The sequence below is a fragment of the Pseudomonas japonica genome, from assembly GCF_013522925.1.
GTDB lineage: Bacteria > Pseudomonadota > Gammaproteobacteria > Pseudomonadales > Pseudomonadaceae > Aquipseudomonas > Aquipseudomonas japonica_A.
In genome coordinates this window covers 163,771-187,288 of the sequence record NZ_JAAMQU010000005.1, presented here as the reverse complement: position 1 = coordinate 187,288, position 23,518 = coordinate 163,771, and the positions used below count along the sequence as shown (strand labels likewise).

Sequence of the window (23,518 nt, the reverse complement as noted above, 5' to 3'; positions counted from 1 at the left end):
ATACGCACGTGGAACAGCTCAACCCCTTCGATGACCCTCAACAGGTGTGTTTCGTCCTTGCCAATGCGCGTGGGCAATACAGCCTGTGGCCGGACGTCGCCCCCGTGCCCGCCGGCTGGCGCCAGGTGCACGGCCCGGCAAGCCGCGAGGCCTGCGGGGCGTGGGTTGAGCTGACCTGGACAGACCTTTGCGCGCCCGCCGCCAGCGGGGTGGCCAAATGAGCGAGAACGCGTTGATGAATCCGGTTCGCCAGCAGTTACGTGAAATGCCCCTGGTGGCCGCGCAGCCCGGGATCTGGATCGCCGACCAGCTGACCCCTCACCACAACGCTTATGCCGTGGCGCACTACGTCGAGCTGGAGGGCACGCTTGACGTTCCGGTGCTGTTGCAGGCGATCGATGCCGGGGTGGCAGAGGTAGATACCCTGCGGCTGGTGTTCACCGAGCACGACGGCGTGCCTGCCCAGCGGTTCGATCCAGGCGCACCTTTGCCGGCAGCGGCGTGCGTAGACCTGCGCGGCCATCCTGACCCGCATGGCGCCGCCATGGCCTGGATGCAGGCCGACCTGCGTCAAGACCTGCGTGCCCAGGGCAAAGGGCTGCAATGGGCGAACATGCTATTGCGCACCGGCGACCAGCAGTGGTGCTGGTACCAGCGTTATCACCACCTTGCCTTGGACGGTTACAGCTTCGCCGGCCTTACTCGGCGCATAGCGCAGCGTTATACCGCGGCCATGCGTGGCGAAGAGCCAGGGCCGTCGCCGTGGACGCCGTTCGCGAATGTGGTGGAGGAATACCAAGCTTATGAAGCCTCGGAAACCTGCCGGCAGGATCGCGATTTCTGGGCAGAGAAAGCGCGCCAGCTGCCACCGCCTGTGACTCTTTCGCCCGCGCCGCTGAGCGGCCAGGTACCGACTACCCAATTGCTGCGTGAACGCTGCGTGGTGCCACCAGAGCTGATGCAGCCGCTGCTGGCCGCCGCCGAGCCCCGCCGCCTGGGCACCGCCGATATTGCAGTGGCGCTGGTGGCGCTGTGGCTTTCGCGGCTGGGCGGGCAGGACGACTTTACCGCGGGCTTCATCTTCATGCGCCGCATGGGTTCGGCTGCGGCCAGCGCCGCGGGCGCCGTAATCAACGTGCTGCCCATGGAAATGCACATTGGTGCCGACGACGACCTGTTCGACCTGGCAAAAAGCGTATCGAAGGAAATGAAAACCCTGCGCCGGCGCCAGCGCTATGAAGCCGAGCAGATCCAGCGCGACCTGGGCCGCGTGGGCGACGCGGAGCCTTTGTATGGGGCCGTGGTCAACCTCAAGTTGTTCGAATTCCAGCTGGATTTCGACGGCGTGCCGGGTATTACGCATGCCCTGGCTGCTGGCCCTGTAAGGGACCTGGAGATCACCCTTTACCTGGACCAGGCCCAACAGCTCACCGTTGAGGTGCTCGCCAACGCCGAGCGTTATGACGCCCAGGCCCTGGCGCGCCATGTGCAACGGTTTGCCTTGCTGGCCCGCCAGTTTGCCCAGCAACCGGCCCTGCCTTGCAGCGCGGTTGACCTGCTGCATGCCGAAGACCATTCGCTGCTGGCAACCGTCAACAGCACTGCTCGGCCGCTCACGGATGACACCCTGGTTACGCTCCTGCGCCGCCAAGCGGAGCTCACCCCGGCTGCGGCGGCCTTGTCCGACGCCGAGCATCAACTCAATTACCGAGAGGTCCGTGAGCAGGTAATCGCCCTTGCCCAACGGCTGGTGCAGCAAGGTGTGCAGCCAGGCGATACCGTGGCCGTGGCGCTGCCGCGCTCGGTGTTTCTGTCCCTGGCGTTGATGGCAATCGTGGAGGCGGGCGCGGCGTACCTCCCTCTGGATACGGGCTACCCGGATGATCGCCTGGCGCTCATGCTCGAAGACGCCAACCCGCGGCTGGTGCTGGCGTCCGAGGATCAAGCCACGCGGCTGGCGGGCTTCAGTACCAGCCCCATGCTGCGGTATGACGCGCTGCTACAAGCCGATTCGGCCCTGCCGCGCAACTTCAGCGGCCCGCAACCTTACAGTGCGGCCTACATCATCTATACGTCGGGCTCCACCGGCCGCCCCAAAGGGGTAGTGGTAGGGCACCAGGCAATCGTCAACCGGCTGCTATGGATGCAGCACCAATACCCCATCGGCCTGGCCGACACCGTGTTGCAGAAAACGCCGAGCAGTTTCGACGTGTCGGTGTGGGAGTTCTTCTGGCCGCTGATCGTCGGCGCGCGGCTGCACATGGCGCCACCCGAGGCCCATCGCGACCCTGAAGCGCTGCAGCTGCTGATCGAGCAGCAGCGGGTTACCACGATGCACTTCGTGCCGTCGATGCTTGCGGCCTTCGTCGCCACCCTTGACGACCCTGTTGCGGTTAAGCGGTGCAAACCGCTGCGGCAGGTCTTCTGCAGCGGTGAGGCACTGCCCGCCGACCTCTGCCGTCGCTGGCAGCGGCGTACAGGCGTGGCGCTGCACAACTTGTATGGCCCTACCGAAGCCGCCGTGGACGTGAGCTGGTACCCGGCATACGGCGAGGCATTGGCGGGGGTAACCGGGGCCAGCGTGCCGATTGGCTACCCCGTATGGAACACCGGCCTGCGCATCCTTGATCGCTGCCTGCGCCAGGTGCCGCCAGGCGTGGCCGGGGACCTTTACCTTACCGGTGTGCAGCTGGCCCACGGGTATCTCGGCCGAGCGGAGCTTACCGCCAGCCGGTTCGTGGCAGACCCTTATGGCAACGGCGAGCGTATGTACCGCACCGGCGACGTGGCGCGCTGGCTGGAAAGCGGAGCGGTAGAATACCTTGGGCGTAGCGACGATCAGTTGAAGATCCGCGGCCAACGCATCGAGCTGAACGAAATCGACCACGCCTTGTTGGCCTTGCCCGGTATCGCGCAGGCGGTCACCCATGCTCGCGTGCTGGGCGAGGCGGCCAACGCCACCGGCGGCGATGCACGCCAATTGGTGGGCTACGTGATCCCGCAGGCCGGTGCTCAGCTGGACTTGCCTGCTCTGCGCGCCACGCTGGCCGACCGCTTGCCGGCACACATGGTGCCGGTCGCTCTGGTCGAGATGGAGGCGTTCCCCCTTGGCGCTACCGGGAAGCTGGATCGCAAGGCATTGCCGTTGCCAAGCGTGCAAGGTGAAAGCCGAGGCAGGGTGCCAGCGCAGGGGTTGGAGCAAACCATCGCGCACGCGTTCGGGCGCATTCTGGAACGCGATGAGGTAAGCGCCGACGACGATTTCTTCGCGCTGGGCGGGCATTCGTTGCTGGCCATGACGCTGGCGGCGAACCTGCGGCGTGAATTGCAGCGGCCGGTCTCGGTAGGCCAGGTAATGATCGCCTCCTCTGTGGCGCGGCTGGCCAGCCTGCTCGAAGCGCAGCAAAGCGAAGCCGAGGCACAGGCCGCCGGTACCGATAGCTTGCTGCCGCTGCGGCAGGGCAATGGCCCTACTTTGTTCTGCTTCCATCCAGCTTCCGGGTTCGCCTGGCAGTTCAGCGTGTTGCAGCGCTACATCGACCCGCATTGGTCCCTGCTGGGCATCCAGTCGCCCCGCGGCATCGGGCCGTTGCAGCATGGGCAGCACCTGGACGACGTGTGCGATGCTCACCTCGAATTGGTTCGCGGTGTGCAGCCCAAGGGGCCGTATCATTTCCTGGGTTATTCACTCGGCGGCACCCTGGCCCACGGCATCGCGGCACGGCTTCGCGCCGCAGGTGAGGAGGTGGCATTCCTGGGGCTGCTGGATACCTATCCGCCCGAGACGCAGAACTGGGACGAGCGCGCTGGCAAGAACCAGCTCGATCCCGAAGTGCTGGCGGAAGTGAACCGTGAACGCGAGCAATTCCTTGCCGCGCAACGGGGCGTGCTGGGCGAAGCGGGAGGCGAGGGCGGCACGCGGCTGTTCGACCATATCGAAGCCAACTACGCCGACGCTGTGCGCCTGCTGGCCACGGCGCGCAGTGCCCGCTTCGAAGGCATCGCTACTCTGTTCGTGGCGGAGAAAACCCTGCCATCAGGGATGGAGGTTACTCAAACCTGGGGCCGCTTCGTGAAAGGGCTTGAGGTGCAGCGGCTGGATTGCGCTCACGTGGATATCATTTCGCCGGCCATGCTGGCGCAGGTCGGCCCCATGATCAACCGCGCGCTGAAGGCCCTGTAGCGCTTATTCGCAAGCTCCGCCTGCGGCTTCGCCGGATGGCCGGCCCCGTTGCTACAGAGGCCGCTGCCTAGCGGCTGCCCAACGGAATGATCAGCGGCGTATGCGCTACCGGGTCTTCGATGATCATGCAGCGCAGGTCGTATACCTGCTCGATCAGCTCCACGGTAACGATGTCCCGGGGAGGGCCGCAGGCGACGATCTTGCCGTCGCGCATGGCAATCAGGTGGGTCGCGTAACGGCACGCCTGGTTGAGGTCATGAAGAACCACCGCCAAGGTATGCCCATGGTCTTCATTGAGGTGCTGGAGCAATTCCAACAGTTCGATCTGGTGGGTGATGTCCAGCCAGGTGGTGGGCTCATCCATCAACACCAACGGCGTTTGCTGGGCCAGTACCATGGCGATCCACACCCGCTGGCGTTGCCCGCCCGACAACGTATCCACCGGCTCGGCCCATAAGTTATCCACACCTGTGGCCTGCATCGCCTTTTGTACCGCGCGTTCGTCTTCGTCGCGCCAGCGGCTCAGCAGGCGCTGGTGTGGATAGCGGCCGCGGGCAACCAGGTCTTTCACAGTAATGTCGCCCGGCGCGCTGGCGCTCTGGGGCAGCAAGCTCAAACGGCGCGCGACTTCCTTTGTGGGGTATTGCTGAATGGCCTGGCCGTCGAGCCACACTTGGCCGCTGGCCGGTTGCAACAACCGGCTGAGGCTGCGCAGCAAGGTGGACTTGCCGCAGGCATTCGGGCCGATGATCACCGTCAGCTCGCCTTCAGGGATGCTGACCGACAGGTCCTTGGCAACCACTTTGCCGTCGTATGCCAAGGTGAGATCGGTGGCGTAAAGGCGGCTGGACGGTACGGTCATTTACGGGCCTCGCGAATCAGCAGAGCAATAAGGTACAAGCCGCCAACGCTGACGGTAATCAGGCCAACAGGCACTTGGTAGGGGCTAAGCAAGTGCTGCGCGGCAACGTCTGCACTGAGCAGCAAAAAGGCGCCGCACAGCGCGGCCATTGGCAGTGTGAGCGCCTGGCCGCTGCCAAGGCGGCGGGCAATCTGCGGAGCTGCCAGCGCGACGAAGGCAATGGGGCCTGCAACAGCGGTAGTGGCGGCGGTAAGCACAATACCTGCCAGCATCAGCCACAGGCGCGACCGTTCTACCGGCACGCCCAGCGCGCAGGCTGTGTCGTCGCCCATCTCCAGCAGGCGCATGCGGCGGCTGAGCAGCAGCGCGGCGGCCAGCGCCCCGGCGATGATCAGCAACGCCGGAAGCGCCTTCGCCCAGGTCACGCCGTTGAGCGAACCCGCGTTCCACAGGCCTGCGGACACTGCGGTATCGAGCGTGGTATTGGTGACCAGCCAGTTGTTGACCGCTAGCAAAAATGCACGCATGCCCAGGCCGATCACGATCAGCCGGAGCGCGCTCATGCTGCCGGTCCAGGCCAACTGGTAAACCAGCAGGGCAGTCACCAGGCCACCAGCGAGGGCTGCGCCAGTGCTGGCAAGCATGCCGCCCTCGAACATCACCACCCACACCAGTACACCGGTATACGCGCCCAGGTTGAACCCCAGAATGTCCGGGCTGCCCAGCGGGTTACGCAGCAGCGACTGGAAGATCGCACCGCTCACGCCCAGCGCGGCGCCCAGGCAGAGCGCAACCACCACCCGCGGCAGGCGCCATTCCATCACGATCATTCGCGTGCCTTTTGGCCCTTGGCCAAGCAAGGCGTCCAGCAACTGTTCGGGGCTTAGCGGCAGGGTGCCTTTACCCAGGGAGTACACGCCCAGCCACAAGCACGCCGCCATCAGTGCCAGCGCACACCCTTGTACGCGGCGCCGCTGCGTGACCCGGCTCACAGTGCCACCAGCCGGCTGCGCCGCGCCAGCAGCACCAATACCGGTGCGCCAATCAGGGCGGTCATGATGGACACCCGCAGTTCGGTGGCGGTGAGCAAGCGCCCAAGTGTGTCCGCCAGCAACAGCAGCAGGGGCGTGATCAGCAAGGCCGCTGGAAGCAGCCGTGCGTGAGATGGCCCGGCGACTCGCCGGGCCATGTGGGGCACCATCAGCCCAACGAACGCGATCGGGCCAACCAGCGCCGTAGTGGCACCGCACAGCAGGGTGATACAGCCTAGCCCCAGCAACTGCGTACGCAGCACGCCGGTGCCCAGCGCGGCGGCGAGATCATCACCCAGGCCAAGGCTGTCCAGTGAGCGCGCCAGGGCCAGGCTGAGCAGCACACCGGCCACGATGGGCGGCGCCGCCCAGCGCAATAGCGTCAGTTCGCGGATATCCAGCGAGCCCGCTTGCCAAAAACGCACCTGGTCGTGGACCAACGGGTTGAGCAACGAGATGCCGGAGGCAATGCCTTCCAGCGCAGCGCCCAGGGCCACGCCCACCAGCAGCAGGCGCACGGGGCTGAAGCGCCGGCCGCTGGCCATGCCGGTAAAGGCGACCAGCAGCGAAGCCGCGAGCGCGCCGGCACAGGCGAAGGTGAGATATGCAAACGGGCTGTGCGCTGAAAAGAACGCAATGCCGACCACAATGGCGAAGCTGGCGCCGGCATTCACGCCAAGCACGCCGGGGTCCGCCAGCGGGTTGCGAGTAAGGGTTTGCATCAGCACGCCCGCAGTGCCGAGCGCCATGCCTGCCACAAGCCCAGCCAGCGTGCGGGGCAGGCGAGCGTCGGTTACCAGTGTGCAAACGGGAGTGCCGCAGTCGGTGGTGAGGGCTTGCCAAACATCAGCCAGGGGGACATGGCTGGCGCCCACTTGCAGGCTCAGCGCGATAGCGGCCAGCAGCGCGACTACCAACCCCGCGAGGGAAAAAACAAAACGCATGAAGTCACGATACTCAGTGAATACGGATGTATCTTCGCTAATACGAAGCATTCTCTGATGAGATGAGTTGTCAGAATGCTAACATGGCCCGCAACCCCAAGGTAGAAACCTTTCCCCACCGTGGTGCCCATGAGTAAACCTTCACTGTTCATCGACCTGAGCCTGCTCAAAACGCACGCTGCGTTTCGGACCGTATTCATTGCCCGGCTGATCTCCATTCTTTCTCTCGGATTGCTGGCCATCGCTATCGCTGTGCAGGTGCAAAGCATTACCCAGTCGCCGGCTCAGGTTGGCCTGTCGGTCACGCTTACAGGGGCAGGCATGTTCCTTGGTTTGATCCTCGGCGGCGTGATGGCCGACCGGCACGAGCGGCGCCGGCTGATCCTTCTGTCCCGGGCCAGTTGTGGGCTGGGCTTTCTGGGCCTGGCGGCAAACGCGGCATTGCCCGAGCCTTCATTGCTGGCGATCTACGTATTGGGCTGTTGGGATGGCTTCTTTGGAGCTATCGGCGTAACCGCCTTGTTGGCAGCGACGCCGGTATTGGTAGGGCGAGAGAACATGGTGCGCGCTGGGGCCATCAGCATGCTTACCGTTCGCTTCGGTACCATCCTGTCGCCCGTGATCGGCGGTGTGCTGCTCGCCCGTGGCGGCGTGCTGTGCAACTACCTCGCCGCCGCGCTGGGTACCTTGATCACAGTGTTGCTGCTGTTGCGCTTGCCGGCTTTGCCTGCGCCGGCCGTTCAAAAAGAGCACCCGCTGCGGGCACTGGTGAGCGGCTTCGCCTTTTTGGGTACCAACCGGGTGGTGGGCGCGGTGGCGTTGGTAGGCGCCCTCGTGACCATGGCGAGCGCGGTACGGGTGCTGTATCCCGCGCTTGCGCCCCACTGGGCGGTAAGTGCGAGCGAGCTTGGCCTGATGTACGCCGCCACGCCTTTGGGTGCCGCCTTGGGCACCATCACCAGTGGGCGCGTTGGAGGCTATGCCCGGCCCGGTCGGTTGATGTTGCTCACGGCGGTCGGCGCGTTTGCCTGCATCGGCGTGTTCGGGCTGGTGCCGAATCTCCCACTGGCGTTGCTGTGCCTTGCAGTGTTCGGCTATCTCAGCGCAGTGAATGCCCTGTTGCAGTACGCCGTGATTCAGGCGCAAACCCCTGACGCATTGCTGGGCCGTATCAACGGCCTGTGGACCGCCCAGAACGTGTGCGGCGATGCCATCGGCGCTGCGTTGCTGGGCGCCCTGGGTTCGCTACTGATGCCCGCGCCAGCGGCAACAGTGTTCGGCATCGCGGCAGTGGTGGCAGGGTTGCTGATCGCGGTGGGCATGACCGGGCTGCGGCGCCTGCGCAGTGAGGCGGTGAGCGCTTAGCGGCATTCAGCCTGGGCATGCCTGTTGCCGGAACCGCATGCCGCGTAGGAGTGGGCGTAGCCCGCGAACCCGACCTACCGGCCGAACGCCGCTTCCAGCCGATCCAGCAGGTGCCCGGAACTGTAGTAGTCGAGGCGGAAGGTGTCGTTACCCAGCGCATACACGTGCTGATCTTTCACCGCAGGCAGGTGGGCGAGCAAGGTATTGCCTTTGATAGCGTCGGCGTCGGCCTGCTCGCCGGCGAACATGAGCCAGGTTTTCCCGGTCAGGCCGCTGGCCAGGTGTTCCCCACCTATCTGAAGAATATCCTTGCGCTTGCCCTGGCTGATGACAGTGGGCAGGTCGGTGGGTGGCGGCGTGAGTTCAAACCCCAGCGATGCCAGCAACCGACCTTGGGCAGATTCAGCTGTCCACAGGTTCGCCTGGCGTGCCGGCGCGTTGTACACAAATGCCGAAACCGGCTGCGGCGGCAACTTCAACCGCCCCTTGAGGGCAGCCACCCGTGCGTCGAAGTCGTTGATGCGCGCCGTGGCCTGGGCTTCGTGGCCCGTGGCGCGGCCGAGCAATTCCACCACGCCTTGCCAGCTATGGTCGTCGTAATCCACCACAAGTGTGGGGGCGATTGCGGAGAACTGCTCATACAGCGCCAAGGCCGAGTCGGCGCCCGAGGCGCTCACAATGATCAGGTCCGGCGCTTCGGCCGCTACCGCTTCAGCGCTGGCCTCGCCGATATACAGGCGTTTTACCTGGTGCTGCGCGGCTACGTCGCTCCACTGGCGAAAGAAGCCTTGGCTATCGGCGAAACGGTTATTGGGCGCGGTAGCCCCGCTGGCGACCACCGGCGCGTCAATGGCCAGCAGCGAACCGGTAAGCGTCACGCTGGTGGACACGATGCGCTGTGGTGGTTGATCGAGCGTTACCGCGCCATTGCGGGTGACCACCTTTCGTGGCCAGCCTTCCTCGGCCTGAACGCCAAGGGATAGCCCGGCAAGCGCAATGAATGCCAGCGCGGCGACGGTGCGACAAAACAGGCGGGGGGCACGCGAGATCATCCGAACTCCAGGCTATATGCGAAAGGCTCGCATTCTCCCCGCCACTCGGCCGCAGCGCAACCTGTGCATTCCCCCGTATCAGTGGCCGTTGCGTACATCTTTGTAATCAAAGCCTTACATCTCGGAACGGGCCGTTCCGCTCGGTTGCCATCATTGACAGTGGCACCCCGGGTACTTACCCTGAAATAGATTGATAACAATTCTCGTTAAGCTTTTGGTGACATTCAATGACCAAACTGACGCCGGCTGCGCACCTCTCTAACACAGAGGCAGCGGCCAAGGACCCTGAATTCCTGTTTCGCTCAGGCACCCGCTGCTTGCGTGGCCAAGGTGTGTTCTCGGCTATCACCACCCCGGCTGCGGGTGCCGAGCGCGATGGTGGCGCCTTGCTTGCCGCGGTGGAGCAAGCGTTCGCCGACGCCCGAGCTGCGGGTATCGAGGAGCCGGTGCTGATGGGTGCGATCCCGTTCGATACCACGCAGCCGTCTTGCCTTTATATTCCGCGCAAGCATCGCTGGATCGAAGGCGAGCCTGCGGCCATCGTGCCAAGCGTCGAGGCGACGTTGCCCGTGGTGGTGAGGCAGCGCAGCGTGCCTGACGAAGCAGGCTTCAAGGGGGCGGTAAGCCAGGCTATCGCCAACTTCCGCAGCAGCACCATTCGCAAGGCAGTACTGTCGCGGATGTTGGAAGTGGAGCTTGACCAACCAGTGAAGGTCGAGGAGGTGCTTGGCCGGCTCGCGAGCCAGAACGCCCATGGCTACCACTTCCGCATTCCTCTGCCAGAGCAGGGCGAACTGATCGGCGTAAGCCCTGAGCTGCTGGTACGCAAGCGCGGTAGCCGCGTGTACAGCAACCCGCTGGCGGGCTCGGCCAAGCGCCAGGCGAACCCCGAAGAAGACCAGCGCACCGCAGATGCCTTGCTGGATTCGGAAAAAGACCACTACGAGCACCGTCTGGTGATCGAGGACATCCGGGCAGTCATGGCGCCGGAGTGCAGCAGCCTTAACATTCCGGACCAGCCGTCACTGCTCAGTACGGCGGCCATGTGGCACCTGTCCACGGCCATCGAAGGCGAGCTGCGCGACCCCCGCCGCTCTTCGCTTCAGTTGGCGTGCCAGCTTCATCCCACCCCCGCCGTATGCGGCGCGCCAACCGACCTGGCCCGCAAGCTGATCAACCTCGTGGAGCCTTTCGAGCGAGGCTTGTTCACCGGCATGGTGGGCTGGTGCGACGCCGCCGGTAACGGGGAGTGGGTCGTCACCATTCGCTGCGGAACGGTCGTGGAAAACTGCCTGCGCCTGTTCGCCGGTGCCGGTATCGTCGAAGCATCCGACCCTGCGGCCGAATGGGCCGAAACCCAGGCAAAGCTGGGCACTATGCTGGCCGCGTGCGGCCTGGCCACGGAGAAGCACTGAATGACCATCGCCTTTACTCCCTGGCCCGCCGACCTGGCCGCGCGCTACCGTGAAAAGGGCTACTGGCTGGACGTGCCCATGACGCACATCCTCGAGCAGCAGGTTGCGGCTCGCCCGAACGCGCCCGCCATCATCTGCGGCGAGCGCACCTTCAGTTATGCCGACATCGATGCCAGTTCCACCCGCCTGGCGGCTGCGCTTTACCGCCAAGGCTTGCGCACCTATGACACGGCGCTGGTGCAACTGCCCAACGTGGCTGAATTCTTCGTCACTTACCTGGCCTTGCTCAAGCTGGGCGTGGCCCCAGTGAACGCGCTGTTCAGCCATCAGCGCCTCGAATTGCTGGCGTATGCGAAGCAAATTCAGCCCAAACTGCTGATCGGCTCGCTGAATCACGGCCTGTTCGCCAACGAGCAATTCTTGCAGGAACTGCGCGAAGTGGCGCCGGCCCTGGGCACAGTAGTAGTGGACGCAGGCGCACACACGATGCCGTCGGGCGCGCTGAGCCTGGCTGATTGCCTGGCCGAGCCCGCGGACGGTTTTGTGGCGCAACCCACAGCTGCCGATCAGGTTGCCTTTTTCCAACTTTCAGGCGGCAGTACCGGCACGCCGAAGCTGATCCCGCGCACTCACAACGACTACTACTACAGCGTGCGGCGTAGCGTGGAAATCTGCGGGCTCAACCCTGCAACGCGCTTCCTTTGCGCCTTGCCCGCCGGCCATAACTACACCATGAGCTCCCCGGGTGTGCTGGGCGTATTCGTGGCGGGCGGCTGCGTGGTGATGGCCCGCGACCCGGAGCCGCTTAGCTGCTTCGCGCTTATCGAGCGCCATCAGGTGAACTGGGTACCGCTGGTCCCGCCCGCCGTTGCCCTTTGGCTAAAGGAAGCACCCGCGCACCGGCAACGCCTGGCGTCGTTGAAGGTAATCCAGGTCGGGGGCGCGAACTTCGCCGAGGCGCTGGCACGTCGCATTCCGCCGGAACTCGGCTGCCAGTTGCAGCAAGTATTCGGGATGGCCGAAGGCCTGGTGAACTACACCCGGCTGGATGACGACGCCGAGCGCATCTTCACCACCCAGGGCTGCCCGATGAGCCCCGACGACGAAGTACGGGTGATGGACGCGCAAGGCAATCAGGTGCCTCAGGGCCAGCCCGGAATGCTGGCTACCCGCGGCCCCTACACCTTCAAAGGCTATTACCTGAGCCCGGAACACAACACTCAGGTATTCGACGCCGAGGGCTTCTATTACTCCGGCGACCTGGTAGAGCAGGACGCACAGGGCTACCTGCGGGTAGTGGGGCGAGTGAAGGACCAGATCAACCGAGGTGGCGAAAAAATCGCCGCCGCCGAGGTGGAAAACCTGCTGTTGCAACATCCCGGCATCACCCATGCCGCCGTGGTGGCCATACCCGATGAACTCATGGGCGAAAAAAGCTGCGCCTGCGTGGTGGTCAGCGACACCAGCCTCAAGCCCGCCGCGCTTCGCAAGTATTTGCGCGCTCAGGGCGTAGCCGAGTTCAAGCTGCCGGATCGCTTCCAGTTCCTGGAGCAGATCCCCCTGACCGCAGTTGGCAAGATCGACAAGCAGCGCCTGCGCACCGCGCTTCAGGCTACTCACTCAGAACAGGTATAAGGTTCGTTCAATGGCTATTCCAAAACTGGCTTCCTACCCGCTGCCAACGCCGGACACCTTCCCGGCCAACAAGGTCAAGTGGACGCTGGAACCTTCCCGTGCCGTGCTGTTGATTCACGACATGCAGGCGTATTTCACCGCCTTTTACGGCGAAGACAGCCCGCTGGTGGCCGCGCTGATCGAGCGCATCGGCAAGGTACGCGACTGGTGCCATGCGCAAGGCATCCCGGTGGTGTACACCGCGCAGCCTACCGAGCAAAGCCCGCAGGATCGTGCCCTGCTCAATGACATGTGGGGCCCGGGCCTGACTACCGCAGACCCTGCCTTGCAGGATGTGGTCGCCCCGCTGGCGCCCGCGCGCAACGATACGGTGCTGGTGAAGTGGCGCTACAGCGCCTTCCAGCGCTCGCACCTCGAGGACCTGATGAAGGAATGGCGCCGCGACCAGCTACTGATCTGCGGTGTGTACGCCAACATCGGCTGCATGGTCACCGCCACCGACGCCTTCATGCGTGACATCCAGCCCTTCTTCATCGGCGATGCATTGGGTGATTTCTCCGAGGAAGAACATCGCCTTGCCCTTCGCTACGTGGCCACCCGCTGCGGCAGCGTGATTGGTTATCAAGCCGTGATCGGCGAAGCGGCCACGCGTTTTGATCAGGCCTGGCTGCTGGGCCAGCTCGAACCCTACCTGGATGCCGAGGATGACCTGCCTGAAGGCCCGGACAACCTGATGGATTACGGCCTGGACTCGGTACAGGTGATGACGCTCGTCTCGGCCTGGCAGCGCCAGGGCCTGAACGTCAGCTTCGCCGAGCTGGCGGGCCAGCCCACGCTGGATGGCTGGTTGAAGATCATTGCGAGCAAGCAGGCTTCGGCCGCCTGACCCTTCCTTGAACACGGCCAGGCTGCACGCCTGGCCGCTGGAGCTTTTACGTATGAACACTCTGGATTTTGCCGGCAAACGTGTATGGGTCACGGGCGCGGGCCAAGGCATCGGCCTGCACACGGCGATGCGCTTTCAGGCGGCGGGCGCCGAAGTCGTTGGGCTGGACAAGCACTTCGCCGAGTCGGACTACCCGTTCCGCACGGTGGTGATGGATGTGACCGACCCCCAGCAGGTGGAGCAGGTGTGCCAGCAGCTGCTGAACGAGCGGCGCCGCGTGGATGTGCTGGTCAATGGCGCGGGCATTCTGCGCCTGGGGAACAGCGATGATCTTAGCCTGGAAGACTGGAATGCCTCGATGGCGGCAAACGCCACCGGGCCGTTCCTGTTGTTCCGCCAACTGGTGCCGGTATTCAAGGCCCAGCGCAGCGGCGCCATCGTGAGCATCGCGTCCAACGCGGCCCATGTTCCGCGCCTGAACATGGCCGGCTACTGCGCGTCCAAGGCAGCGCTGGTGGCTCTGAACAACTGCGTAGGCCTTGAGCTCGCGGCCCATGGCGTGCGCTGCAATCTGGTGTCGCCCGGTTCCACCGATACCCCCATGTTGCGCGCCATGGTGGGGGATGAGGCAGGCCTTCAGCGGCTGGTGGACGGGCTGCCGGAGCAGTACAAACTGAGCATCCCGCTGCGCAAGATCGCCCGGCCGGATGAAATCGCCAACACCGTGCTGTTCCTGGCCTCGGACCTGGCGAGCCATATCACCATGCAGGACATCGTGGTGGACGGCGGCGCTACCCTCGCTGCCTGACGCGGCAGGGGCGGTGTAAGGGGAAGGGGCTTGGGGTACACTTTCGCGCCATGAACAGAACCCTCTATACCGCCCTGTTTCACCTCGGTTTGCCTTTGATCGCCGTGCGCCTCTGGTGGCGTGCGCGCCGTGCCCCGGCGTACGCCAAGCGTATCGGCGAGCGCTTCGCCCATGGCCTGCCACCCATGGCGAAGGGCGGGCTGTGGGTGCACGCGGTGTCCGTTGGAGAGAGCATTGCCGCAGCGCCGCTGGTGCGAGCGCTGCTGGAACGCTATCCCGACCTGCCGCTCACGCTCACCTGCATGACACCCACCGGCTCGGAGCGCATCCGTGCATTGTTCGAAGGCAACCCGCGGGTGCAGCACTGCTACCTGCCCTATGACTTGCCGTGGGCAATGGGGCGCTTTCTCGACCATGTACAGCCTCGGCTGGGCATCGTCATGGAAACCGAGCTCTGGCCGAACCTGGTGAATCAGTGCGCCAGGCGCGGTATTCCCGTGGCGTTGGCCAATGGGCGGCTATCCGCGCGGTCGGCGCGGGGTTATGCCCGTTTCGCCGGGCTTACCGCGCCCATGCTGCAGCAAATGAGCCTGCTCGCTGTGCAGACCGAAACCGAAGCGCAGCGTTTTCGTGACCTGGGCGCCCGGCCGGAAGCCGTGACTGTTACCGGTTCGATCAAGTTCGACCTGCACCCGGCCCCTGATTTGCCTGAGCGCGCCCAGGCGCTGCGCGCCCAATGGCAGGCGCTCGGCCGCCCGGTGTGGATCGCGGCCAGCACACATCAGGGCGAGGACGAGATTATTCTCGCGGCGCACCGCGAGTTGCTGCGCACCCACTCCGATGCCTTGCTGGTGCTGGTGCCCCGCCACCCTGAGCGCTTCGCACAGGTGGGTACCCTGGTTGAGCAAGCGGGCATGAGCGTGGCTCGTCGGGCGACCAACGAAGCAGTCGGGCCCGGTATACAGGTGTTGCTGGGCGATACCATGGGCGAGTTGCTGCTGCTGTACGGCACGGCGGACATCGCCTTCGTGGGCGGAAGCCTGGTCCCCAACGGTGGGCATAACCTGCTCGAACCCGCCGCGCTGACCAAGCCCGTACTCAGCGGCCCGCACCTGTTCAACTTCCAGGACATCGCCGAGCGGCTGACCGAGGCCAAGGCGCTGCAAGTGGTAGACGATGCCAGCGGGCTGGCCGACGCCGTGCGCAACCTGATCGAACTGCCCCAGGCGGCTCGCCGCATGGGTGAGGCCGGCCTGGCGGTGATGCGCGCAAATCAGGGGGCTCTGGAGCGGCTGCTACGGGCAGTAGGAAAGCTGGCCTGACCAACTACAGGATTTGCAGGAGGCTTTAACCCTGTAGGAAGCAACTGTCTTGAGCTGTTTTCTGCCCATATTCGCGAGCTCCGCCTGCGGCTCCGCCCGTCTCCTACACCCGCACTGTTCAGCCTGTGGGAAGCGGGCGTCAGCTCGCGAATAAGGGCTTCAGGCGCTCACCGATTCGGCTTGAGCAGCGCCTTCGCCTGGGCTTCCAGGTCGGGCGGCAGAAAGTCCTTGTCCGGGTTGTAGTTGGGGTTAAGGTACTGCCCCAGGTCTTGCAGGTCTTGCGGGCTCAAAGTGCCCGCGGCCTGCTTCAGGCGCAGGTTGTCGAGGATGTAGTCGTACCGGCTGTCGTTGTAGTCCCGCACGGAGGCATACAGCTGGCGCTGGGCGTCCAGCACATCGACGATATTGCGCGTGCCCACCTGATAGCCGATTTCGGTCGCTTCCACCGCGCTCTGGTTCGAAATGATCGACTGCTTGCGCGCCTTCACCAGTTCCACATCCGTGTTCACCGCCCGATGCAGGTTACGCGTGTCCTCCACCACCTGGCGGCGCAGGCCTTCGCGGCGGTATTCGCTCTGGCTGAAGCGTTGATAGGCCTCGCGAACCTGGGAGCTGGTCAGCCCGCCGCTGTACAGCGGGATCTCCAGCCGCAAACCGATGGTGCGCCGCTCTACATCACCGCCATACACCACGCCATTGTTCGACGGGTTGCTCAGCTCGAAATTATCGTTGTCACCTTTTTCGTACTGGGCAACCGCATCGAGCGTGGGCGCGTGCCCGGCTTTACGCTGACGCAGGGTTTGCTGCGCCGCGTCCACGGCGAAGTTACTGGCCAGCAGTTGCAGGTTCTGCTGGGTCGCGGTGTCTACCCAGGCACGAGCATCGTTGGGCAACGGCGGTAGCACCGGCAGGGTATGGACCACGCCCTGCAAGGCGTTGTATTCCCGGTTGGTGAGGGTGATCAGCGCCTGAAAGGCATCGGATACCTGGCGCTCGGCCGTGCTGCGGTTGGCCCGGGCCGTGTCGTAGCTGGCCTGCGATTGCAGCGTGTCGGTCTTGTCGGTGAGGCCCACGTTGAACCGTTCATTGGACTGGTCCAGCTGCCGGCGGAAGGCATTTTCTTCGGCGCGTGCGGTCGCCAGCCCGTCCTGGGCGCGCAGTACGGCAAAGTAGCGTTCAGCGGTTTGCAGAATCAGGTTCTGCTCGGTCGCCGACAATTCCAACCCGGCCTGCTCATCGGCGGCTTCGGCTGCCTTGAGCTGGAACCAGCGGTCGGCGCGGAAGATCGGCTGGCTCAGCGTGGCGCGGTAGGACGTGCCGCTGCGGTTGGCGGTCATGGCGGGTTTGTCCAGCGCCTGGCGCGTGTCGTTCACGTCCGCGCCGGCCGACAGGTTCGGCAGCAGCCCGGCGCGGGCCTGGGGAACGGATTCCTGGCGGGCGGCAAAATCGGCGCGGGAAGCCGCCAGGTCGGCGTTGTTTTCGACGGCCTGCTGATAAACGCTCATCAGATCGGTCTGGCTGGCCAGCGGCGCGGTTGCGGCCTGGGCCCCGGTAGCCAGCACGCCGATTGCACCTACCGCCATCCGTATCGCGCGAAACATAGTCAGTCCCTTGTCATGAATTCAGCCCAGCTTCGGACCGCTGGCGAGGCAGTATTATCCAGGGAGGTTGGCGTTGCCACTGGTATGTCGCTAGACTCTGCCTCGTTCTTGTCGGGGTGCCCCAAGCGAGGGGCTGAGATCGGATAATTCCGGATCCCGTTGAACCTGATCAGGTTGATGCCTGCGTAGGGAACAAGATTTCTCGCTTTCCCGGCGAGTCCTCTTGTGCTCGGTCCGGGAATGTCGTTTGCAAAAACGCATTGCTCCGTTCCGGCACAACTCCGCTGCCATAGGGCTATTCCGTTCCAGGTTCACTCCGACGCCCCTTTGCCTGGCTGGAGAACCTGTATGAGCGAACAACGCCACAACGCATCCCACCTCAGTGAGTCGGCCCAGGTCGACCAGCAATCGGTGCAACCTTTCCCGCGGTCTCGCAAGGTGTATGTACAAGGCTCACGGCCCGACATTCGCGTGCCGATGCGGGAAATCAGCCTCGAGGCAACGCCTACGGATTTTGGTGGCGAGATCAACCCGCCGGTGTTCGTCTACGACACGTCCGGCCCCTACACCGACCCTTCGGCGCACATCGACGTGCGCAAGGGCCTGGCCGATGTGCGTTCAGGCTGGATCGACGACCGTGGCGACACCGAGCGTTTGCCCGGGCTGAGTTCCAGCTTTGGCCAGCAGCGCCTGGCGGATGCCGAGCTCACCCGGCTGCGTTTTGCCCATGTGCGAAATCCGCGCCGGGCGAAGGCGGGGGCGAACGTAAGCCAGATGCACTACGCCCGGCAGGGCGTCATCACCGCCGAGATGGAATACGTCGCCATCCGCGAAAACATGAAGCTGCAAGAAGCACGAGCAGCTGGGTTGTTGGCCGAGCAGCACGCAGGTCACAGCTTCGGCGCCAACATCCCGAAAGAAATCACCGCCGAGTTCGTGCGCGATGAAGTGGCCCGCGGCCGCGCGATCATCCCCGCCAACATCAACCACACCGAACTGGAGCCGATGATCATCGGCCGCAACTTCCTGGTGAAGATCAACGGCAACATCGGTAACAGCGCCCTGGGCTCGTCCATCGAAGAAGAAGTGGCCAAGCTCACCTGGGGCATCCGCTGGGGCTCGGACACCGTGATGGACTTGTCCACCGGCAAACACATCCATGAAACCCGCGAGTGGATCATCCGCAACTCCCCGGTGCCGATCGGTACTGTGCCCATCTACCAGGCATTGGAAAAGGTAGGGGGCGTGGCCGAAGACCTGACCTGGGAGCTGTTCCGCGACACGCTGATCGAGCAGGCGGAGCAGGGCGTGGACTATTTCACCATCCACGCTGGCGTGTTGTTGCGCTACGTGCCCCTCACGGCAAAACGGGTAACCGGGATTGTCAGCCGTGGCGGTTCGATCATGGCCAAATGGTGCCTGGCCCATCATCAGGAGAACTTTCTGTACACGCATTTCGAAGAGATCTGCGAAATCATGAAGGCCTACGATGTGAGCTTCTCGCTGGGTGACGGTTTGCGCCCGGGCTCCATCGCCGATGCCAACGACGCCGCGCAGTTCGGTGAGCTGGAAACGCTGGGCGAATTGACCAAGATCGCCTGGAAGCACGATGTGCAATGCATGATCGAGGGCCCGGGCCACGTGCCCATGCAGCTGATCAAGGAGAACATGGACAAGCAGCTGGAATGCTGCGACGAGGCGCCGTTCTACACCCTTGGCCCGTTGACCACCGACATTGCGCCCGGCTACGACCACATCACTTCGGGCATTGGCGCCGCGATGATCGGCTGGTTCGGCTGCGCCATGCTGTGCTACGTCACACCCAAGGAGCACCTGGGGCTGCCCAACAAGGATGACGTGAAAACCGGGATCATTACGTACAAGATCGCCGCCCACGCCGCCGACCTCGCCAAGGGGCACCCCGGCGCGCAACTGCGCGACAACGCGTTGTCCAAGGCGCGCTTCGAATTCCGCTGGGAAGACCAGTTCAACCTCGGGCTGGACCCCGACACGGCCCGGGCCTATCACGACGAAACCCTGCCGAAGGAATCGGCCAAGGTCGCGCATTTCTGTTCCATGTGCGGGCCGAAGTTCTGCTCGATGAAAATCACCCAGGAAGTACGCGAGTACGCCGCCAACCAGATCCCCAGCGTGGAAGTGAGCGCTGAAGAAGGGATGCGGCAACAAGCGCAGCGGTTCAAGGCTGAAGGTAGCCAGCTGTATCAGAAACTCTGACCCGTGCGCCTGGCATGGCCAGGCGTTCTCCCTTGCTCGCGAGAAACACCCCGTGACTCAATATTCCCCTGATATTCCCGTTACCCAGGAGCGCCGCGTATTCGGCGCTCGCGACCTGTTTACGCTGTGGTTTTCCCTCGGTGTGGGCCTGATGGTGCTACAGACCGGCGCGCTGCTTGCGCCCGGGCTGGGCCTGGCCCATGGATTGTTGGCGATTGTGCTGGGCACGCTGGTAGGTGTGCTGTTGCTGGCCGCCGCTGCGGTGATCGGCACGGACACTGGCCTGTCCGCCATGGCCTCGCTGAAAACCAGCCTTGGGCGTCATGGCGCGGCATTGCCCGCCGTGTTGAACCTGCTTCAGCTCATCGGCTGGGGCGCGTTCGAGCTGATCGTGATGCGGGACGCAGCGAGCCTGTTGGCGACCACACGGTGGGGCGAGGCCAGTGCGTGGGCCAATCCATTGCTTTGGACGCTCGCCTTTGGCGCATTGGCAACCCTGCTGGCAGTGAGCGGGCCGCTGACCTTCGTGCGTCGTGTATTACGCAAGTGGGGGATCTGGCTGCTGCTGGCGGCGTGTGCCTGGCTTACCTGGAACCTCTTTGCCACCGCAGACCTGGCAGGCCTGTGGCAGCGCGCTGGCGATGGTTCGCTGGCATTCGCGGCAGGCTTCGACATCGCCATTGCCATGCCGCTGTCGTGGCTGCCATTGATTGCCGACTACTCGCGCTTCGGCCGTTCGGCGGGCAAAGTGTTCAAGGGCACCGCGCTTGGCTTCCTGCTTGGCAATGTGTGGCTGATGGGCCTAGGCGTGGCTTACACGCTCGCCTTCGCGCCCAGCGGCGAAACCAATGCCCTGTTGCTGGCGCTTGCAGGCGCCGGGCTGGGCATTCCGCTGTTGCTGATTCTGCTGGACGAATCGGAGAACGCCTTCGCGGACATTCATTCGGCGGCAGTATCCAGCGGGCTGCTGGTGCGGCTGAAAGTGGAACACCTGGCCGTTCTGGTAGGCGTTGTGTGTACCCTGATCGCCGCGTTCGCGCCGCTGGCCCAGTATCAGAACTTCCTGTTCCTGATCGGCTCGGTGTTCGCGCCGCTGTTCGGCGTGGTGCTGGTGGACCATTACCTGCTACGCCAGCGCCGCGCGCCAAACGCCTCCCCTACGTGGCGAGGCGCTGCGCTGGTGGCCTGGGGCGCGGGTATCGTGCTTTATCAAGCCTTGGCCCATTACTGGCCAGACCTTGGCGCAACGCTGCCCTCGCTGATACTTGCCGGGCTGCTGCATCTGGCGCTTTCGAAGGTACTGGGCCCGGTCAGCGGCGGGGGCGTAGCTCCGGCCGGATCACCCCGTTGAGGCGCGCATAAGGAATCTTCAGCTCCACGTGCCCCATGGCATACGGGGCGATGCTATAAACATTGTATTTGAGCACGACGGCGTCGGATGCCAAGGCAATGTTTTCGGTGCGCTGGAAGGGCCAGTTCTTGACGAATTCGGCGTCCTGGTCCAGCTTTTGGGCTATCAGCCAGCCCCGGTGGGCTTCCTGGGCCGCCAGCCAGAATGTGGCTTCCTGGCCTGGAACCACCATATCGGCCAGCGTCAGCGCCTTGTGCTGTTGGCGCGACCAGGTCACGAACCCTCTGCCCGGCAGGCCATGGGCGCCGCCGGTGTCCAGGTAGCTGGACAGCTCCACGATCACCAGCCCGTCATGCTGTTCCCTTACCTTTGCCTGCAGGTAAGTGGAATAGCTGGCCTGGGCCGTACTCAGAAATTGCTGTTCATACGCCGGTAACGAGGTTGCCGGCGCCAGGTCAGGGTTGTCGCGGGTCATTTGCAGCAGGCGCTGCTGTACCAGCGTGTCGAGCGCCGGTTCATCGGGAAAATGCACGGTATCCAGGTTCACCAACGGGCAATCTGCGGTGGTGCAGCCGGGCTTGATGTGCTCCCACGCCTCGCGCTCGGTTTTCAACGGTTTGTCGTAATCGGGTTGAAAAAGGCTTTGGCAGGCGCCAAGACTCAACGCGAGAAGCGCCAGCGCTGAAACTTTCAAGGGTGACATGGAATTCCCTGGCAATGATGAAGTCGGGGTTGGACTATAAACGCAACGATGAGTTCGCCATAGCTTGGGCGCTCTGGATCAGGCACGCGGGTTGCACGCCACTGAAGGAAGATGCAACTTTGATGATGGAAAAAGAGGATTCGTATGACAGACGCTAACCATTCGTTGCCAACAAAGGTCGAAATTACCCGGCGCGAGAACTGCTTCACCGGTTTCTACAAGGTCGACAAGCTGTTCCTGCGCCACGAGTTGTTTGCCGGTGGGCTAGGCAAGGAAATCAGCCGGGAATTGTTCGTCCGCCATGACGCCGTGTGTGTGCTGCCCTACGACCCCCAGCGCGATGAAGTGGTGCTGATCGAACAGTTCCGGGTAGGCGCGATGGGCAAGGTGGGCAACCCCTGGTTGATCGAGATGGTTGCTGGTCTGATCGACAAGGATGAAACCCCCGAAGCGGTTGCGCACCGCGAAGCGGAGGAGGAAGCTGGGCTGGAATTTCAGGCGCTGTGGCCGATAACCAAGTACTTTCCTTCGCCCGGCGGCAGCGATGAGTACGTCCACCTGTACCTGGGGCGTTGCACCAGCGAAGGGGCCGGTGGGTTGCACGGGCTGGAGGAAGAAGGCGAGGACATTCGCGTACGGGTGTGGGCATTCGAGGATGCGCTGCAGGCGGTACGGGATGGCAGGATCATCAATGCGGCCGCGCTGATTGCCATTCAATGGCTGGCACTGAACCGCGAAGAAGTCAGGGGGTTGTGGAAGTGAATCTGTTGCGCGAACGCTACCGGGTCGATCTGGCCGGGTTGCAGGCGGCCTGCGAGGCCAACTACGCACGCCTGATGCGGCTGTTGCCTGGCATGCGTGGCGAGCAGCGTTCGCGCCAGATCGGCATGACCCAGGGCGATCAGGCCTTGGGCGTGCTGAGTATCGAAGTGACCCAGGCCAGCCCTTACACTACTACCTTGAGTGTGAGCCAGAAGCACAGCCTGCCCTGGCTGCCGGTGCCGCGCATGGAAGTGCAGGTGTACCACGATGCACGCATGGCCGAAGTGATCGGCGCCCAGCATGCCCGCCGCTTTCGCGGCATCTATCCCTACCCCAACGCGGCCATGCATCAGCCCGATGAAAAAGCCCAGCTGAATCTGTTTCTCGGCGAGTGGCTGAGTCATTGCCTGGCGTGTGGCCACGAATACGAGCACGTCAGGTAGGTAATGGCGCGCTACCCGCATATCGCGCTTTTCTCGTAACCGCACCATAATCCCCCCAGTATCCGTACCGGGAGACGGCCCTTGCCGAACCGCCAACTCACATCCGAATCCTCCGTGTTGCTGCTGCAACTGACCGACAGCCATCTTTTTGCCGAGGCCGAGGGTACGTTGCTGGGCATGAACACCGCCGACAGCCTGCGTCAGGTCATGGCGCAAGTGATGGCCGAGCAGCCGGCCGTGGACCTGATGCTCGCCACCGGCGACCTGTCCCAGGACGGCACGCTGGAGTCGTACAAGCGCTTCCAGGAAATGACCGCCAGCATCAAGGCGCCACACCGCTGGATGGCGGGCAACCACGATGAAGCAGCCGTCATGGCAGATCATTTCGGCCACACCGAGCTGATGGAGCAGGTGGTCGATATCGGTAACTGGCGCATTACGCTGCTGGATTCTTCCGTGTCGGGCTCCGTGCCCGGGTGGCTTGCCGACAGCCAGCTCGCGCTGCTGGAAAAGGCCCTGAAGGAGGCACCCGAGCGGCACCATCTGGTGTGCCTGCACCACCATCCGGTGTCCATCGATTGCAAATGGATGGAGCCCATTGGCCTGCGCAACGCTGACGCTTTTCTCGCGATCATCGACCGCTATCCACACGTTCGGGCACTTCTATGGGGGCATATCCACCAGCACCTGGACCGCGAGCGCAACGGCGTGCGCCTTCTGGCCACACCTTCGACGTGCGTGCAGTTCGAGCCATTGAGCGAAGATTTTTCCGTTGACCGTGTAGCGCCGGGCTATCGTTGGCTGCAACTGCATCCGGATGGTCGCCTGGATACCGCTGTTTCAAGGGTGCCGGATTTCGAATTCGCACCAGGCTTCGGCGGCAGCGGCTATTGATTCTGTACGGCTGAGATACACTCGGC

Annotated in this window: 19 protein-coding genes and 1 riboswitch; of the genes, 13 read left to right on the top strand and 6 right to left on the bottom strand. The window is 63.8% G+C overall.

What is annotated here, in order from left to right:
- The first annotated feature begins 8 nt into the window (after positions 1–8).
- A complete protein-coding gene (locus G7016_RS09980; protein WP_181113528.1) occupies positions 9–221 on the top strand; it encodes an MbtH family protein in 213 nt (70 codons plus the stop codon).
- The gene (locus G7016_RS09975; protein ID WP_181113525.1) at positions 218–4,183 is read left to right on the top strand and encodes an enterobactin synthase subunit F; all 3,966 of its coding nucleotides are present in this window, start codon (positions 218–220) and stop codon (positions 4,181–4,183) included. The genes G7016_RS09980 and G7016_RS09975 overlap by 4 nt, the downstream gene beginning before the upstream one ends.
- A gap of 67 nt (positions 4,184–4,250) precedes the next feature.
- Here G7016_RS09975 and G7016_RS09970 read toward each other — a convergent pair whose 3' ends face one another.
- Genes G7016_RS09970 through fepD form a run of 3 tightly spaced genes read right to left on the bottom strand, consistent with a single transcriptional unit; the run spans position 4,251 to position 7,020 of the window.
- Entirely contained in the window at positions 4,251–5,045 is a 795-nt protein-coding gene (locus G7016_RS09970) for an ATP-binding cassette domain-containing protein (protein WP_181113523.1), read from the bottom strand.
- On the bottom strand, positions 5,042–6,037 hold the full coding sequence (fepG, locus tag G7016_RS09965) for an iron-enterobactin ABC transporter permease (protein ID WP_308812154.1): 996 nt from the start codon (positions 6,035–6,037) through the stop codon (positions 5,042–5,044). Before fepG ends, G7016_RS09970 begins: the two co-directional genes overlap by 4 nt.
- The gene (gene fepD, locus G7016_RS09960) at positions 6,034–7,020 is read right to left on the bottom strand and encodes a Fe(3+)-siderophore ABC transporter permease (RefSeq protein WP_181113521.1); all 987 of its coding nucleotides are present in this window, start codon (positions 7,018–7,020) and stop codon (positions 6,034–6,036) included. Before fepD ends, fepG begins: the two co-directional genes overlap by 4 nt.
- A gap of 129 nt (positions 7,021–7,149) precedes the next feature.
- Here fepD and entS point away from each other — a divergent pair, with 129 nt between their 5' ends.
- Positions 7,150–8,385 (top strand): enterobactin transporter EntS, encoded by a 1,236-nt coding sequence (entS, locus tag G7016_RS09955; RefSeq protein WP_181113519.1) that lies wholly within the window; start codon positions 7,150–7,152, stop codon positions 8,383–8,385.
- 74 nt (positions 8,386–8,459) lie between these two features.
- On the opposite strand, the gene fepB is transcribed toward entS, so the two are convergent.
- Entirely contained in the window at positions 8,460–9,437 is a 978-nt protein-coding gene (gene fepB, locus G7016_RS09950) for a Fe2+-enterobactin ABC transporter substrate-binding protein (RefSeq protein WP_181113517.1), read from the bottom strand.
- A gap of 227 nt (positions 9,438–9,664) precedes the next feature.
- On the opposite strand from fepB, the gene G7016_RS09945 reads away from it, so the two are divergent.
- The 5 genes from G7016_RS09945 to waaA are packed head-to-tail and all read left to right on the top strand — an operon-like array spanning position 9,665 to position 15,503.
- Positions 9,665–10,852: an isochorismate synthase gene (locus G7016_RS09945; RefSeq protein ID WP_181113515.1), complete on the top strand. Its 1,188-nt coding sequence runs from the start codon at positions 9,665–9,667 to the stop codon at positions 10,850–10,852.
- Positions 10,853–12,487 carry a (2,3-dihydroxybenzoyl)adenylate synthase gene (locus G7016_RS09940; protein WP_181113513.1) on the top strand — a complete coding sequence of 545 codons (1,635 nt, stop codon included), beginning with the start codon at positions 10,853–10,855 and terminating at the stop codon, positions 12,485–12,487.
- 10 nt (positions 12,488–12,497) lie between these two features.
- Positions 12,498–13,373 carry an isochorismatase family protein gene (locus G7016_RS09935; protein ID WP_181113511.1) on the top strand — a complete coding sequence of 292 codons (876 nt, stop codon included), beginning with the start codon at positions 12,498–12,500 and terminating at the stop codon, positions 13,371–13,373.
- Positions 13,374–13,425: 52 nt separating this feature from the next.
- Entirely contained in the window at positions 13,426–14,181 is a 756-nt protein-coding gene (gene dhbA / locus G7016_RS09930; protein ID WP_181113509.1) for a 2,3-dihydro-2,3-dihydroxybenzoate dehydrogenase, read from the top strand.
- Between the two features lie 50 nt (positions 14,182–14,231).
- Positions 14,232–15,503 (top strand): lipid IV(A) 3-deoxy-D-manno-octulosonic acid transferase, encoded by a 1,272-nt coding sequence (gene waaA, locus G7016_RS09925; protein ID WP_181113507.1) that lies wholly within the window; start codon positions 14,232–14,234, stop codon positions 15,501–15,503.
- A 167-nt stretch (positions 15,504–15,670) separates the two neighbouring features.
- Here the strand turns inward: waaA and G7016_RS09920 are convergent, their stop codons facing one another.
- Complete coding sequence (locus G7016_RS09920; protein WP_181113504.1) at positions 15,671–17,104, bottom strand: TolC family outer membrane protein; 1,434 nt, start codon at positions 17,102–17,104, stop codon at positions 15,671–15,673.
- A 102-nt stretch (positions 17,105–17,206) separates the two neighbouring features.
- A riboswitch (TPP riboswitch) is annotated at positions 17,207–17,313 on the top strand.
- Between the two features lie 139 nt (positions 17,314–17,452).
- Between G7016_RS09920 and thiC the strand changes: the two genes are divergently transcribed.
- Positions 17,453–19,339 carry a phosphomethylpyrimidine synthase ThiC gene (thiC, locus tag G7016_RS09915; RefSeq protein ID WP_181113502.1) on the top strand — a complete coding sequence of 629 codons (1,887 nt, stop codon included), beginning with the start codon at positions 17,453–17,455 and terminating at the stop codon, positions 19,337–19,339.
- A 52-nt stretch (positions 19,340–19,391) separates the two neighbouring features.
- Positions 19,392–20,690 (top strand): putative hydroxymethylpyrimidine transporter CytX, encoded by a 1,299-nt coding sequence (gene cytX / locus G7016_RS09910; RefSeq protein ID WP_308812153.1) that lies wholly within the window; start codon positions 19,392–19,394, stop codon positions 20,688–20,690.
- On the opposite strand, the gene G7016_RS09905 is transcribed toward cytX, so the two are convergent.
- Positions 20,650–21,393, bottom strand: coding sequence for an RsiV family protein (locus G7016_RS09905; RefSeq protein ID WP_181113500.1), 744 nt, complete (start codon positions 21,391–21,393; stop codon positions 20,650–20,652). The two genes, cytX and G7016_RS09905, sit on opposite strands and share 41 nt — an antisense overlap.
- A 144-nt stretch (positions 21,394–21,537) precedes the next feature.
- Here G7016_RS09905 and G7016_RS09900 point away from each other — a divergent pair, with 144 nt between their 5' ends.
- The 3 genes from G7016_RS09900 (at position 21,538) to cpdA (ending at position 23,492) form a co-directional block, all read left to right on the top strand.
- Positions 21,538–22,155: an NUDIX domain-containing protein gene (locus G7016_RS09900; RefSeq protein WP_181113498.1), complete on the top strand. Its 618-nt coding sequence runs from the start codon at positions 21,538–21,540 to the stop codon at positions 22,153–22,155.
- Complete coding sequence (locus G7016_RS09895; protein WP_181113496.1) at positions 22,146–22,598, top strand: DUF1249 domain-containing protein; 453 nt, start codon at positions 22,146–22,148, stop codon at positions 22,596–22,598. The genes G7016_RS09900 and G7016_RS09895 overlap by 10 nt, the downstream gene beginning before the upstream one ends.
- Positions 22,599–22,679: 81 nt before the next feature.
- Positions 22,680–23,492: a 3',5'-cyclic-AMP phosphodiesterase gene (cpdA, locus tag G7016_RS09890; protein WP_181113494.1), complete on the top strand. Its 813-nt coding sequence runs from the start codon at positions 22,680–22,682 to the stop codon at positions 23,490–23,492.
- Positions 23,493–23,518 lie beyond the last annotated feature (26 nt).